At 65.9% G+C, this 13950-nt stretch carries 10 protein-coding genes and 2 pseudogenes; 6 read left to right on the plus strand and 6 right to left on the minus strand.

Going from position 1 to position 13950, the window contains the following annotated elements; translation table 11 throughout:
- Nucleotides 1–121: 121 nt before the first annotated feature.
- Together M1B34_RS28700 and M1B34_RS28705 are read left to right on the plus strand one after the other, a co-directional pair.
- Nucleotides 122–580, plus strand: a pseudogene (locus M1B34_RS28700) (methyl-accepting chemotaxis protein); the annotation flags it as partial.
- Between the two features lie 17 nt (nt 581–597).
- The gene (locus M1B34_RS28705; RefSeq protein ID WP_268263518.1) at nt 598–1518 is read left to right on the plus strand and encodes a substrate-binding domain-containing protein; all 921 of its coding nucleotides are present in this window, start codon (nt 598–600) and stop codon (nt 1516–1518) included.
- A gap of 55 nt (nt 1519–1573) precedes the next feature.
- Here the strand turns inward: M1B34_RS28705 and M1B34_RS28710 are convergent, their stop codons facing one another.
- The 3 genes from M1B34_RS28710 to M1B34_RS28720 are packed head-to-tail and all read right to left on the minus strand — an operon-like array spanning nt 1574 to nt 6197.
- On the minus strand, nt 1574–2425 hold the full coding sequence (locus M1B34_RS28710) for a CAP domain-containing protein (RefSeq protein ID WP_268266902.1): 852 nt from the start codon (nt 2423–2425) through the stop codon (nt 1574–1576).
- Between the two features lie 53 nt (nt 2426–2478).
- On the minus strand, nt 2479–3954 hold the full coding sequence (locus M1B34_RS28715; RefSeq protein WP_268266903.1) for a sulfatase family protein: 1476 nt from the start codon (nt 3952–3954) through the stop codon (nt 2479–2481).
- Nucleotides 3955–3980: 26 nt separating this feature from the next.
- Complete coding sequence (locus M1B34_RS28720) at nt 3981–6197, minus strand: TonB-dependent receptor (RefSeq protein ID WP_268263521.1); 2217 nt, start codon at nt 6195–6197, stop codon at nt 3981–3983.
- Nucleotides 6198–6434: 237 nt separating this feature from the next.
- On the opposite strand from M1B34_RS28720, the gene M1B34_RS28725 reads away from it, so the two are divergent.
- A complete protein-coding gene (locus M1B34_RS28725; protein ID WP_123331701.1) occupies nt 6435–7397 on the plus strand; it encodes a LysR family transcriptional regulator in 963 nt (320 codons plus the stop codon).
- Here M1B34_RS28725 and M1B34_RS28730 read toward each other — a convergent pair.
- A complete protein-coding gene (locus tag M1B34_RS28730; RefSeq protein ID WP_268263523.1) occupies nt 7378–8448 on the minus strand; it encodes an ABC transporter substrate-binding protein in 1071 nt (356 codons plus the stop codon). The two genes, M1B34_RS28725 and M1B34_RS28730, sit on opposite strands and share 20 nt — an antisense overlap.
- Nucleotides 8445–9332, minus strand: coding sequence for a TauD/TfdA dioxygenase family protein (locus M1B34_RS28735; protein WP_268266904.1), 888 nt, complete (start codon nt 9330–9332; stop codon nt 8445–8447). The genes M1B34_RS28730 and M1B34_RS28735 overlap by 4 nt, the downstream gene beginning before the upstream one ends.
- 226 nt (nt 9333–9558) lie before the next feature.
- Here M1B34_RS28735 and M1B34_RS28740 point away from each other — a divergent pair.
- From M1B34_RS28740 to M1B34_RS28750, 3 genes and pseudogenes are all read left to right on the plus strand, one after another.
- Nucleotides 9559–10100, plus strand: a pseudogene (locus tag M1B34_RS28740) (sigma-70 family RNA polymerase sigma factor).
- The gene (locus tag M1B34_RS28745; protein ID WP_268266905.1) at nt 10097–11056 is read left to right on the plus strand and encodes a FecR family protein; all 960 of its coding nucleotides are present in this window, start codon (nt 10097–10099) and stop codon (nt 11054–11056) included. Before M1B34_RS28740 ends, M1B34_RS28745 begins: the two are co-directional and overlap by 4 nt.
- Before the next feature lie 200 nt (nt 11057–11256).
- Entirely contained in the window at nt 11257–13755 is a 2499-nt protein-coding gene (locus M1B34_RS28750; protein WP_123331709.1) for a TonB-dependent siderophore receptor, read from the plus strand.
- Between the two features lie 68 nt (nt 13756–13823).
- On the opposite strand, the gene M1B34_RS28755 is transcribed toward M1B34_RS28750, so the two are convergent.
- Entirely contained in the window at nt 13824–13949 is a 126-nt protein-coding gene (locus M1B34_RS28755; RefSeq protein ID WP_268266906.1) for a hypothetical protein, read from the minus strand.
- Nucleotide 13950 lies beyond the last annotated feature (1 nt).

Genomic DNA, 13950 nt, shown 5'->3' on the forward strand with positions numbered 1-13950 from the left:
TCAACACCTGGAACCGGTTCTCGGTGCCGGCTTTTGTGCCGACCTTGCTCAACGTCAGCATGATCATCTTTGCCCTGTTCCTGACGCCGTATTTCGATCCGCCGGTCATGGCGCTCGGTTCCTCAACGCCGCCATCGAAGCGGCCCGTGCCGGTGAACAGGGCCGGGGGTTTGCCGTGGTCGCCGACGAGGTGCGCTCCCTGGCCAGCCGCACCCAGGCGTCCACCAGCGAGATCCAGGAAATGATCGGCCAGATGCAGGGCAAGATTCATTCGGCGGTGCAAGTGATGAACGAAAGCCAGGTGCAATCCAATCACTGTGTGGCCCTGGCCTCCGGTGCCGACGAGCTGTTGGTGGCGATGGGCGAGGCGGTGGGCAGCATTCGCGACATGAACATCCAGATCGCCGCCGCCACCGAGCAGCAAAGCGCCACGGTGCAGGAAACCAGCCGCATGGTCACCCACATCAACGACTCCGCGCAGCAAGCGGCCGATGGCGCCGAGCAGTCCGCCAGCAGCAGCCAGGACCTGTCGCAGATGGCCAAGGTGCAGCGCGAGCTGCTCCATCATTTCAGCGTATGACGCCCGGGAGTTCGAAGATGAAGCATTGGATAACGCGGTCCCTGGGCGCTAGCCTGCTGTTCGCCGGCCTGGCCCAGGCCAGCACCCCGCTGCTGGGGGTGGGCATGGCCAAGTACGACGACAACTTCCAGACCCTGCTGCGCAACGGTGTGCAGCAGCACGCCGCGGTGCTGGAGGCGGATATTTTCATGGAAAACGGCCAGGACAACGCCGAGTTGCAGATGCGCCAGTTCCGCAACCTGGTGGATTCCAAGGTCGATGCCATCGTGGTCGCCATGGTCAACGGCAAGAGCGCCCCGGAGATGCTGCGCCTGGCGGGCGAGGCGAAAATCCCTTTGGTGTTCGTCAACCGCAACCCCGAGCCGCAGACCTGGCCGGCGCGCACGGCCTTTGTCGGGTCCGATGAGCTGGAGTCCGGCACCCTGCAGATGGAGGAGCTGGCGCGCCGCGCCAACTACAAGGGCAACGTGGTGATCCTGGTGGGCGACCCGAGCAACAAGTCGTCATTGATGCGCACCGAAGACGTGGAAAAGGTCGTCGCCAAATACCCGGGCATGAAGGTGGTGCAGAAGACCGTCGCCAACTGGGAACGCAGCCAGGCCGCGACCATTGTCATGGACTGGGTCAAGCAGGGGCTGGACTTTTCAATCATCGCCGCCAACAACGATGAAATGGCGATCGGCGCCATCATGGGCCTGGAAAAGGCCGGCAAGCAGGCCCGCGATTACTGGGTCGGCGGCATCGACGGCACGCCGGACGGGCTGAAGCTGATGGCCGACGGCAAGATGGCGGTGAGCGTGTTCCAGGATGCCGTCGGCCAAGCCAACGGTGCGGTGGAAGTGGCCTTGCGCCTGGCCCGTGGCGAAACCCTGGATTCGCCCCTGCACTGGGTGCCGTTCAAACTCATCACCCCGGAGAACCGCTTGCAGTTCGAGTGAACCCTGGCAGCGGCGTCGGGCATCCGTAGCCCCGACGCCGCCCATGGGGCTGGGTTCACTGGGCGCCGAACAGGGTGGTCCAGTAGATGCCGGCGTCGCTTTTCGGGTCCACGGCGTAGGCCGCGCCCAGTTCGCGGAAGCTCGGGTTCATCAGGTTGGCGCAATGCCCGGGGCTGGCCAGCCAGCCGTCCACCACCTTGACCGCGGTGTCTTGCCCGGCGGCGATGTTCTCGCCGATGGCCTGGCCGACATAGCCGGCCAGTTCTGCACGGTCGCCTGGCGTTCCGCCCTGGCGATCTTTGTGATCGAAATAGTTGTTATTGGCCATGTCCCGGGTATGGGCCTCGGCGGCCGTCGCCAGGCTGGGGTTCCAGGCCAGCGGCGTGGTGGCACCGAAGCTCTGCGGGCCGCACTGGCGCGGTTGGGCGCGGGCACGGTTGATCTGCTCCAAGAGCTTCTGGCCTTCGGCCTGCCAGTCGCCCAGGCGTGCCGACAACAGCGGCCGCGCCAGCACCACGCGCCAGTCACGGTCGTTGTGGCTGACGCCGATGTCGATGAATTGCGGGTCCAGCACCACTTGGCAAAAGCTCTCGCGCACGGCCTGCATCGCCGCTTGCGCATCCCGCGGGCCGGAGAGGCTGATGGCCTGCACATTGACCATCGGGTACGCGGCCCGGGCCAGGGCCTGCTGCAGGTCGCCACTGCCGTTGACCGGCAGCACCAGGCGCGGGTCGGCGGCCAGGGGCGGCAGCTCCGGCGAGGCCTGGTTGGCGCAGCGTTGCACCTGGCTGCGGTAACTGTTGATCGACTCGATCAGTTGCGATTCCTCGCTGGCCTGGGCCTGGACCGCGCACAGCAGCCCCAGTAGCAAGGCGGCGGGACGCATGATGAATGACAAGACCTGCATGGATATCTCCCGAAAGCGAACTGCGCACATGATGCACGCAGCGTTGCGGGTTTTCACCCTGAACCGGTCGATCCACGGCCCAGGCTGCCGGGGCGGGGCAGGTCCACTGCGGTGAAACGCTCTGATTCCCGGGTGTCGATCAGGTCGGCGGTCGCCACTTGCCAGCGCAGCAGGCGCTCTTGCAAGGCCTGCTCGACCGGCTGATACGCCGCTTGCCCGGCCAGGTTGTGCAGTTCATGGGGGTCGCTGGCGCGGTGGTACAGCTCGGCCGGTTCGTACAGGCGCCAGACATAGGTCCAGGTGCGGTCGCGCAGGGCCACCACTTTGCCCACCGACTCTGGTCGCTGATGCTGCAAGCGGCTTTTCAGGTCGTAGGGGTAGGCGCCGCGCTCCAGCAGGTCCGACTCTTCACGGCAAAAACCGCCTTCGCTGAAGACTTCTTCACGGTGGGGTGTGTGCGGTTCTCGCAGGCAGGCGGCAAAGCTGCGGCCGAAGTGCGCGTGCCCGGCTTCGATGCCTGCCAGTTCCAGCAGGGTCGGGAAGACATCGAGCAGTTCCACCAGCGCTTCGCTGCGTTCGCCCTGGGCCAGGCCCGGCCCGGCGATCAGCAGGGGCGTGCGCACCAGGCACTCTTCCACCCCGGCAGGCCACTTTTCCACCAGGCCGTAATCCCCCAGGTATTCGCCGTGGTCGGAGAAGAAGCAGCGGTACAGCGGTCGCTCGGCGTGGTGTTGGTCCAGTTGCGCCTGCAAGCGGCCCAAGTGCTGGTCGAGGCGGCTGATCATGCCGTAGTACACCGCGCGGATTTCCTGCCAGTCCTCGGTTTGCAGCTGTTGCCAGCCGTGCAGTTGGGCCAGCTCGGCGCGAAAGTCAGGCGGGCGGCCGCTGCCCTGGCGGGGTGCGGGCATCTGCGCCCGCGGGTACATCGAGTACCAGGGCTGGGCCACGGCAAACGGCGGGTGCGGCGCCAGCAACGGCACATAGAGCACCCAGGGTTCTGGCGGCGCACTGGCCAGCCAGGCTTCGGCGGTGCGGATCACCGCCTCGTCGAAATCCACCTGCTCTGCCGGCCGTTCGCCTTCGTAGTGGGCCCGCGCCAGGCTGCCCGGCGCGCTGGGCTCGCGGTGCCTGAAAAAGTCCCGCAGGTCGTTGAGCCCGGGGTCGGCAAAGCCGTGTTCATGGACCGAGGTTTCGGCGGCGCCGCGGGCGAAGGTGTCACCCCGCGCCCCGGCATGGACCACGTGATAGCCCTGGTCCTTGAAGGTGCGCAGGAAGTTCGGTTCCTCCGGCGCCAGCAGGTATTGCAGGCTGCGGTGGCCGCTGACGTGGGGGTAGCGCCCGGACAGGAACGACACCCGGGACGGCGAGCAGACGCTGTGCTGGGTGAACGCTTCGGCGAAACGCACGCCTTCGGCCGCCAGGCGGTCCAGGTGCGGCGTCTGCACCGGGCTTTCGGGGTTGAAGCCGGGCAGGCAGTCGACGCGCAACTGGTCGGCGATGATGACGATGAGATTGGGACGCTGGGGCATGACGGGCTCCTGGCTGAGACGGGCGATCAGAAATCCTTGCGGACCTGGATCCCGAAGTAGCGTTGATCGTCCCGTGGCACCACGCGGTTGATCGCGTTGCTGCCGCTGTTGAGCATCGGCGCGTAAGAGCGGTCGCCGAGATTGCGGCCCAGCAGCGCCACGCGCCAACCCTGGCTGTAGTCGGCCAGGGCCACGCTGGCGTTCCAGATGCCATAGGCGCCCTGGCGGGTGTTGAGGTTCTGGTCGAGGCTGTACTGCACTTCGCTCTGCCAGTTGTAGTCAGTGGACAGTTCCACATCCAGGCCATTGTCCAGGGGGATGCTGTAGTCGGCCCGCACGTAGCTTTTCCAGTCCGGGGCAAAGGGCAGGGGCTTGCCATTGATCGAGCAACTGGCGGCTGCGGCGGCCGGGCAATTGAACTCCTCGATGCGTGCATGGGTGTAGGCCAGGGCGCCGGACAGCTTGAGCTGGCGAGTGGCCTGGAACGCGTAGTCCAGCTCCACGCCCTGGGTACGCACGGAGCCGGCGTTGATCAGACGCGTTACCGGTGAGCCACCCACCAAGTCGTAGAAGTTGGCCTGGTAGTTGTCGTAGTCGGTGCGAAACAGCGCCAGGTTGGCGGTCAGGCGTTTATTGAAGGCGCTGCTTTTCAGGCCGATTTCGTAGGCGTTGGAGGTTTCCGGATCCAGGGCCTCGGTGTCCGCGGCATACATCTGGAAGTAGACGTTATAGGCCGGCCCCTTGTAGCCCCGGGAATAGGTGACGTAGCCGGTCAGGTCATCGCTGAAATCATGTTGCAGGCCCAGGCGCCCGGACAGGCCGTTGTCGCTGTGCTCGCCGGAGGAGGCGAACGAGGGGCGCATCGAACGCAGGGTGACTGCCGAGGTGGAGACCCGTTCATGGTCGTACTCGACCTGGTCGTGGGTGGCCCGCAGGCCGATGATCGCGCGCCAGTCCTCGGTGAAGTTCAGGGTGCTCTCGCCGAACAGCGCGTAGCTGTTGTTGGTGGCGCTGAACTTGCCCCAGGCGCTGTTGAGCACACCGTTGTTCACCAGTTGCCGGCGGTAGCCCTCGTTGGACTGGCCGTGGAACAGGTAGGCCCCGGCCACGTATTCGAGGAACTGGCCACTGGGGGAGGCGATGCGCAGCTCCTGGCTGTACTGGTCGTAGTCGACCTTGCCGGCATCGTGCAGGGCGTCCTGGGGCAGACCGGCGAGGCCGTCCTGATCCTGGTACTGGCGGTTGTCCCAGCCGCGCCAGGCGGTGATCGAGGTCAGGGTGTGGCTGCCCAGGGTCCAGTCCGCCTGGGCCGAGAGGCCTTTGTGGATGTCGTTGGACCAGGTCTTGAAATCGTTCTCCACGCTGCGGTTTTCCCGGTCGATCGGTGCCGGGAAGTTGTTGGCGAAACGCTCGGTGCTGGCTTTGATCGCCACACCGCTGGGGGTGGTGTTGTCGCCGTCGCTGTAATCGCCGATCAGGGTCAGCCGAAAGTCTTCGTTGGGCTTGAACTGCAATTTGCCGCGCACGCCCTGGGTGCTGTAGCCGTTGACCCGGTGGCCGTTGTATTCGTTGGTGACGTTGCCGTCATAGTCACCCCACAGGGTGCTCAGGGAGCCTTTGAGGGTGTCGCTGAGGGTGCCGCCGATGCCGAAGCGAGTGCGGTTTTCATTGCCCTTGCCGAAGTGTGAGTAATCGACGTAGCCGTGGGTCTCGTCGCTGATGTCGCGGCTGATGACATTCAGCACCCCGGCCGAGGCATTGCGCCCGAACAGCGTGCCCTGGGGGCCGCGCAGCACTTCGATGCGTTCCACTTCCATCAGGTCCAGGGTGGCCTGGCCCGGGCGCCCGTAGACCACGCCGTCGATCACCGTGGCAACGCTGGGCTCGACCCCTGGCGAGGTGGAAATGGTCCCGACACCGCGCACGAACAGGGAAGAGTCCTTGCTCGACGCGGCAGGGCGGTAGTTCAGGGTCGGCACTCGCTGGACGATGCTAGCGACGTTGTTGCGGTTCTCCCGCTCCAGCTGTTCGCCGTCCACCACCGACACCGCGACCGGCACTTGTTGCAGTGAGGCTTCGCGGCGGGTGGCGGTGACGGTCACGGTTTTCAGCGCGGTGTCGTTACTGGGCTGGGCGCTGCTGGTGGAGCTATCGGCCGCATGGGCCGCAGGTGCGGCCAGCAACAGGGCAAGGGCATTCAGGGCGGTCAGGGACTGCCACGGTCGGCAAGGCTTCGGGTTCATGTTCAAGCTCATTCTTGCAGGTCATTCTGGCCGTCCTGGTAGTGGTGGCGGAGCAAGGCAAGCAGACGCTGTGGGGTGAATTAGGTTATGTGTTTTTGGTCTTTCCACTGGCGTGCATGACCACTGGATAATGCCGCCGCCAGGTTTGCGGCGGTCGATCGCGAGCCTTTGTATCAATGCGTGCTGCCCCTGAGAAATTCCTTAGGCGCATCGCGCTCATGACTAAAAGGTCTGAGCATGGATTTACGGCAGCTGCGGCATTTCATGGCCTTGGCCACTCACTTGAATTTCACCCGCGCTGCGGACATTGCCTGCATCACCCAGTCGGCGTTCAGCCGCAGCATCCAGGGCCTGGAAAGCGAGCTGGGCTGTGCCCTGGTGGAGCGCAGCAGTCGCGGCGTGGTGCTCACGGCCAAGGGCGAGGCGCTGCGGGTGCGCGCTGCTCGGCTGCTGGAGGATGCCAGCAATCTGCGCGATGAGATGGGTGCGGGGGAGCCCGAGGACGCGGCCCAGCAGTTGCGTTTCGGCTCCGGGCCCCTGGTCACCGCGCGCCTGGTGCCCGAGGCGCTTGGGCGTTTTCTCACGCGCTTCCCCAAGGCCGAAGTGGACCTGCGGGTAGAGAAACCCTCGAACCTGCTGGCCTTGCTGGACGAGGGCGAGATCAGTTTCCTGGTGGCCGACCTGCGCCATATGGAAATCGGCACCCGGCACCTGGTGCGGCCCTTGCGCTTTCGCCGTTTTGGCGTGTTTTGCCGCGCCGGGCACCCGCTGGTGGAGGAGGCGCAATTGGCGTTCGCGCGCCTGGGTCATTACCCCAAGGTCGCCTCGATGCTGCCGTGCGAGTTGCGTGCAGTGCTCTGCGGGTTGTGGGGGCGTGACGGCGCGGCGCTGAACATGGAGACCTCCTACAACGACCTGTTGCCGAAGATCGTCGCCAGCTCCGACAGCCTCGGCGTGGCCCCCCTGGAAATGATCGAACCCTTGCTGGAGAGCGGGCACTTTCGCCTGCTGCGTTGCAGCGACGCGCCGCCGTTGTTCCTCGACGGCGGCGCGTGCCTGGGGATTGTCCAGCGTTCCGAGCAGCCCCTGAGCGAGGCGGCCCGCTGCATGATCGACGCCCTGCTGGACGCTGATGACAGCCTCTCCGACGAGTTGGTGGACGCGCCGGCGTACAGCCTGATCAACCAGCTGGCGCTGTAGCCCGGCCCTGGCTGTCGTAGTCCGGCCAGGTGCCTTGCAGCTGCTGGCGGCGCAGGGCCTGTTCGACGAACTGTGGGGCGAACCAGTCCTTGACCTCGAAGCTGCGGCGAATCAGGCGCAGTGCCTTGGCCTGCTCGATGCTCTGGCTGAAGCTGGTGCTGAGGAAGGCGTCGAGCCGGGGTGAAAAGCGAAAGTCCAGGTCGGCCCCCGCGGCCTCTTCCCGGGCCAGTGCAGCCGGGATGCCGCTGGCCTGTTCCTGCTGCACCAGGTACTGCTCGTAATGCTCGGGCACCTTGAGCCAGGCGGCGTTGCTCACCAGCACGTCCACCAGGGTCTGGGTCGCTTCGGGGTAGCGCTGGATAAACCCCTGGCTGGCCACCAGGCCGCTCTGGGTGGTGGCCAGTAACGGCATGGACTGGGTGCTCAAGGGCACTTCGATGCCTTGGCTGCGCAGGGTCAGCAGGTTGTAGTTGGACCAGGTGGCGTCGATCTGCCCGGCCACCAGCGCGGCCATGGCGGCGGTCCAGTCGAGGTTGATGATCTTCAGGTCTTTTTCGCTGAGCCCGGCATTGGCCAGTACGCGGCCGAACGACAGCTGGTCGGCGGTGCCACGGTACAGGGCCACGCGCTTACCCTTGAGGTCCTGGATCTGGCGGATACCGGCTTGCGGGGTGCTGGCAAGGAACAGGTGAGTGCCCCGTGAGCCCAGCAGCAGGCGCGTGTCCAGGCCGCTGGCGCGACCGATGATTGCGGCCAGGTCGCCGAGGGCGGCGAAGTCCAACTGGCCGTTGGCAAAGGCTTCATTGATGGCCGGCCCGGCGCCGCGAAAGAAATGCCATTCCACCCGGGTGCCTTGCTGGGCGAACGCCTGCTCCAGTTGCTGGCGCTGGTGGGCGACCCCCAGCAGCCCGGGGGCGTAAGGCTTGGCCCGGGTGCTGAGGTCCGGCACGCCGATGCGGATCACTTCCGGGACAGATTGCGCCAGGGCCACCTGGGCCCCCAGCAGCAGGCCCAGGGCCAGGGCGACGATCCCCCTTGCTCGGCCGATCATGGCTGGGCCTGCGTCAGTGAAGGGTTCGGGCCCCAAGGGCGTTGTTCTTCCAGCACGGCGGCGCGACGCACTCGGCGCACCTGGGGGAAGTAGTCCGACACCGCCAGATGCTGGGTGCTGCGGTTGTCCCAGATTGCCGCGCACTGGGCCTGCCAGCGCCAGCGCACCTGGAATGCCGGGTTCTCCAGGTGGCGAAACAGCAACTGCAACAGCGCCTGGGATTCCAGCGGGCTCAAGCCGACGATATGGGAGGTGAACGCCTGGTTGACGAACAGCGAGCGTCGCCCGGATATCGGGTGCACCCGTACCACGGGGTGCCGAGTGGGGACGGGCAACCTGGCCAGGCGTTGCAGCAGGTCCGGCTGTTCGATGGCCCCGGGGTAACCCATGGCCGGCAGCACGCTGTGCATGGCTTCCAGGCCTTCCAGCAACTGGCGCAGGGGCGCCGACAAGGCCTCGAATGCCGCCTCGTTGTCGACCCACAGGGTGTCGCCGCCCACTTCGGGAATCGTCTCGGCATGCAGCACGCCGTATTTGAGCGGGCGCTCGGCGAAGGTCACGTCGGCGTGCCAGGTGTCGTTGGCGCCTTTGCGCGACGGGTCGTAGTTGAACACCACCAGCTCGTTGACCTCCTGGTGGGCTTCAAAGGTCGGGTGCACATGCAACTCGCCGAGGCGTGCGGCGAAGTCGCGCTGTTGCGCGGCGCTCCAGTGTTGCTGGGGAAAGAACAGCACCTTGTGCTGCACCAGGCTGGCTTCCAGTTGGGCCAGTTGCCGGTCGTCGATGCTGTGCAGTTGCAAGCCGTCGATCCTGCCCCCCAGGTGCGGGGTCAGGCGCTCGATGGTCCAGGGCGGGGTCAGGGGCTGGGCGGCGTGGGCGGGCATGGCTTACCTCGAATCGATAAAAGACGGTGAGGGTCGCGACTCTAACCAGCGGCCTGGCGGGGCGGCCAATGCGTTGCAGGTCTGGCGGCTATGCAGCGAATGCCCACGACCGGCTGGCAGGGCTGTGACGAGCCGCCGCATCCGAGGAGCGGTGCTTGCTCGGGGGCGGTTTTACTGGCATCTTTCGCGCGATTGGTAATCTTTCCCATTTGAGAAGCGCTTGCGCATGCATGACTTTCCGGCCTCCGAGCAGCTTGTTCGTCGCCAGCAAACCCTGACCGAGCTCTACAGCGACCACCATTCGTGGCTGCACAACTGGCTGCGGAAAAAACTCGGTTGCTCGCAACGGGCGGCGGACTTGGCCCATGACGCCTTCATGCGTGTGCTGACCCTGGCCGAGCCGCAGAACATCAAGGAGCCCCGGGCGTTCCTGGCGACCACGGCGGGGCGCTTGCTGATCGACGGCGCGCGCGACGGCGGATCGAAGAGGCCTACCTGCAGGCCCTGGCCATCCATGTCAGTGACGCCGGCATGCCCGACCCGGAAGCCATCCACGTGGCCCTCGAAGCCCTGGAAAAGATTGCCGTGATGCTCGCCGGGTTGCCTGCCAAGACCCGCGAAGCCTTTTTGCTCAGCCGCCTCGACGGCCTGACCTACAGCGAAATCGCCAGCCAATTGCAGGTCTCCGCGGGCACCGTGAAGAACTACATCAGCAGCGCCCTGGTGCATTGCTACCACGCCTTGCACGGGGCGGACCCCGCAGCATGACCTCACCTTCACCGACCATGATCAACGAAGCCGCGCAGTGGCTGACCCGTCTCCACGATGAGCAGGTCACAGAGGCCGATCGCGCCGCGTGTGCGGCCTGGTGCCAGGCCGATCCGCGCCATGCCTTGGCCATGGAACGCATGGGGGCCTTGTGGGGCAGCCTCGATGAGCTGCCGGCGGCCCCGGCGCGTCGGGCCCTGAACCAGGCCTTTGCCCGGCCGCGCTCGCGGATGGGCGGGCGTGGCGGCCAGGCTGCAGCCTTGCTTGGGGTGTTGCTGTGCGGCTGGATGGGCCTGGAGCAGTGGCCGCTGTGGCTCGCCGACCAGCGCACCGCCGTGGGCGAACGCCGCGAAGTGGTGCTGGCCGACGGCAGCCAGGTGCAGCTCAACAGCGATTCGGCAGTGGATGTGAAGTTCGACGGCCGCCAGCGGGTCGTCGAGCTGTTGCGCGGCGAGTTGTGGGTGGAGGTGGCCAAGGACGCCCAGCGGCCGTTCGTGGTGCAGACCGACCAGGGCACCGCCACCGCCCTGGGCACGCGCTTCCTGGTGCGGCGTGCCGAGGACGGCGCCACGGTGGTCAGCGTGCTGGAGTCGGTGGTGGCGGCCAAGCCTGCCAGCGCCGCGTCAGAGGACGCGGTCAAGGTCAGCGCCGGGCACAGCACCCGCTTCAAGGATGGCCGGGTACAGCCGGTGCAGGCCCTTGGCAATGAAGATCCGGCGGCCTGGACCCGGGGCCTGCTCAAGGTCGACGACCGGCCGCTGAGCGAGGTGCTGCGCGCCCTGGCCGGGTATCGCCATGGCCTGCTGCGCTTTGACGAACAGGCCTTGCAGGGGCTGCGGGTGTCGGGGGTGTTCCGCCTCGACGATACCGATGCCGCGCTGGCTGCCCTGGCCGACAACCTGCCGATCAAGGTCGACTACTTCACCGGTTTGCTGGTGGTGGTCAAGCCGCTGTAACCCCTCCTGCGGCCGGCCCGAAAAGGGCTGGCCGTGCATTTTCCAACCCTTGCGCAGATCGGATGAAGCGCTTCGCCCCGGCGTCGTTGCAGCGGGTTGATGCACGCCCACGATTTTTTAATGAGTCTCGATCTCATTCGTTACCCGATTTTCCGACATGGCCGTCATGGTTAATAAACCCCCATTGCACAGGATTACCCATGTCTCGCCTTGCTCGTCCCTTGCACCCACTGGCCATGGCCGTGGTGATGGCGTTTGTCGCCGTGCCCCTGCATGCCGCCGAACCTTTGGCAGCGGCTGTCGAAGCCAATGCCACGCGGCTGTTTTCGATCTCGGCCGGGGATTTGAGCCAGGCCCTCAATGGCCTGGCCGAGCAGGGCGAGTTGGTGCTGGCTTTTGATCCGGCGCTGACCCGGGGCAAGACCAGCAACGGCCTCCATGGCCACTTCAGCACCGCCCAGGCCCTGGCCCAGTTGCTTCAGGGCAGCGGCCTGCAGGCCCTGGCGCTGTCGGCCACGCGTTACCGCATCGAGCCCGCGCCGGTGCCGGTGGATGGCACGGTGGAGTTGCAAGCCACCAGCATCAATGCCGCCTATGCCAGTGAAAGCCCCACCGGCCCGGTGGCCGGTTACGTGGCCACCCGCAGCCTGTCGGCGACCAAGACCGACACCGCCCTCAACGAAACCCCGCAGTCGATCTCGGTGGTCACCCGCGACCAGATGCGTGCCCAGGGGGCCGAGAACCTCAACCAGATCCTGCGCTACAGCGCAGCGGTGATCCCCGAGACCCGTGGTTCCACCGCCTCGCGCCTGGACATGCTGACCATTCGCGGTTTCTCCCCGGCGGTGTACCTGGACGGTATGCGCATGCCCGACAACCGCGACGCCGCGCCGCAAAAGGATGCCTTCGACCTGGAGCGGGTAGAGGTCCTGCGCGGCCCGGCCTCGGTGCTCTATGGCCAGGGCAGCCCCAGCGGCGTGGTCAACATGACCAGCAAGCGCCCCCTGGACACACCGCTCCATGAAGTGGGTGTGGAATACGGCACCTTCGACAAGCAGCGCACCACCTTCGACTTCAGCGGCCCGCTGGACGATGAGGGGATCTACGGTTATCGCCTGGCCGGCCTGTTCGACGATGCCGACGGGCAACTGGAACACACCGAGACCCGGCGCCAGTCCCTGTCCTCGGCCTTCACCTGGCGCCCGGACGACGACACCTCGCTGACCTTGCTGGGGAGTTTCCAGAAGGACCCCAAGGGCGGTTCCTACGGTTCCACCCCGGCCTGGGGCTCGGCGGTGCGCAACCCCAACGGGCGCAAGATCGATGTGGACTTCTACGACGGCGAGCAAGACTTCGAGAAAAGCGACCGCCAGTACTATTCCCTCGGCTACCTGTTCGAACACCGCCTCAACGATGTCTGGACCCTGCGCCAGAACGCGCGTTACCTGCGCAGCGAAGGGCTGTACCGGAGTATCTACAACGGCAGCCTGCAAGCCGACTACCGCACCTCCAACCGCTACACCATCGCCAGCGATGTGAACCTCGACGCCTACACCCTGGATAACCAGGCCCAGGCCAAGTTCGACACCGGTCCGCTGCAGCACACCTTGCTGATCGGTGCCGATTACCAGAACACCACCACCGACACCAAGGTCGGCTATGGCTCGGGCCCGTCCCTGGATATTTTCGACCCGGTGTACAACGCACCGGTCACCGCCCCGGCCTACAGCAGCAAGAGCACCCAGCGCGACGAGCAAAAGGGCCTGTACCTGCAAGAGCAGGTGAAGTGGGACCAGTGGGTGTTGTTGCTGGGCGGGCGGTACGACTGGGCCAGCAGCGACATCAGCACCCTGGACCTGGCCTCTTCGACCAAAAGCAAAAGCGCCCAGGACAGCGAAGCCTTCACCGGCCGCGTCGGGTTGGTCTACCTGTTCGACAACGGCTTGGCGCCCTACATCAGCTACTCGGAGTCGTTTGAGCCGCAGACGGGCACCGGCTACGGCAGTTCGCTGTTCAAGCCCACCGAGGGCACCCAGTACGAAGTGGGCATCAAGTACCAGCCACCGGGCAGCAACAGCTTTATCAGTGCGGCGGTCTTCGACTTGCGCCAGAGCAACGTGCCGACCCTGGACCCGGACGTGACCCACGTGTGTGACGGCGGCCGTTGCCAGGTGCAGCGAGGCGAAGTGCGTTCTCGCGGTTTTGAGCTCGAAGGCAAGGCCAGCCTCAACGATAACCTGGACATCACCGGCGCTTACGCCTACCTCGACAACCGGGTGACCAAGTCCACCAGCGTGGTGAATTACACCCCTGGCGTGGATGGCGTGGCCAACGGTCCGGACCTGCCGGCCAAGGGCACCACCACCTATGGCGTGCCTCGGCACACGGCCTCGCTGTGGGCCGACTACACCTTGCACGACGGTGCGCTCAAGGGCTTTGGCGTGGGCGGCGGCGCCCGTTATGTCGGTTCGTCCTGGGGCGACTCGGCGAACACCATGAAGGTGGCGGGCTACACCCTGTTCGATGCGGCCGTGCATTACGACATCCCGGGGATTGTCAGCCTCAAGGACAACCTGCGCCTGGCCTTGAACGCCAGCAACCTGGCGAACAAGGAGTACGTGGCGTCCTGCTATGACTACTACTGGTGCTGGTACGGTTCGCAGCGCACCGTGCAGGCCAGCGCCACCTATCGTTGGTAAGCCAGCGACGATGGCGAAGGTGGGCGAGGCTGAAGGTCGGCCCTCGCTCACATGGGCTGTAGACGATTTCAGTCGATGTCAGGCGGCTGGGCCGCAGCGCTCCAGCCGGCAACACGGGCGTCGATCAACGGCGCCAGGCGCTCGTGGGGGGCCTGCTGCCCTGACTCTGTGGAGTGTTGCAGGGCGGCGGCCACG

The organism is Pseudomonas morbosilactucae (genome assembly GCF_023241715.1).
Classification (GTDB): domain Bacteria; phylum Pseudomonadota; class Gammaproteobacteria; order Pseudomonadales; family Pseudomonadaceae; genus Aquipseudomonas; species Aquipseudomonas morbosilactucae.

Bases quoted from the DNA above. Each gene is read 5' to 3' on its own strand.
- M1B34_RS28730 (WP_268263523.1), bottom strand. From the start codon at position 8,448: ATGATCGGCCGAGCAAGGGGGATCGTCGCCCTGGCCCTGGGCCTGCTG.
- M1B34_RS28715 (WP_268266903.1), bottom strand. From the start codon at position 3,954: ATGCCCCAGCGTCCCAATCTCATCGTCATCATCGCCGACCAGTTGCGC.
- M1B34_RS28735 (WP_268266904.1), bottom strand. From the start codon at position 9,332: ATGCCCGCCCACGCCGCCCAGCCCCTGACCCCGCCCTGGACCATCGAG.
- M1B34_RS28750 (WP_123331709.1), top strand. From the start codon at position 11,257: ATGTCTCGCCTTGCTCGTCCCTTGCACCCACTGGCCATGGCCGTGGTG.
- M1B34_RS28705 (WP_268263518.1), top strand. From the start codon at position 598: ATGAAGCATTGGATAACGCGGTCCCTGGGCGCTAGCCTGCTGTTCGCC.
- M1B34_RS28720 (WP_268263521.1), bottom strand. From the start codon at position 6,197: ATGAACCCGAAGCCTTGCCGACCGTGGCAGTCCCTGACCGCCCTGAAT.
- M1B34_RS28725 (WP_123331701.1), top strand. From the start codon at position 6,435: ATGGATTTACGGCAGCTGCGGCATTTCATGGCCTTGGCCACTCACTTG.
- M1B34_RS28710 (WP_268266902.1), bottom strand. From the start codon at position 2,425: ATGCAGGTCTTGTCATTCATCATGCGTCCCGCCGCCTTGCTACTGGGG.
- M1B34_RS28745 (WP_268266905.1), top strand. From the start codon at position 10,097: ATGACCTCACCTTCACCGACCATGATCAACGAAGCCGCGCAGTGGCTG.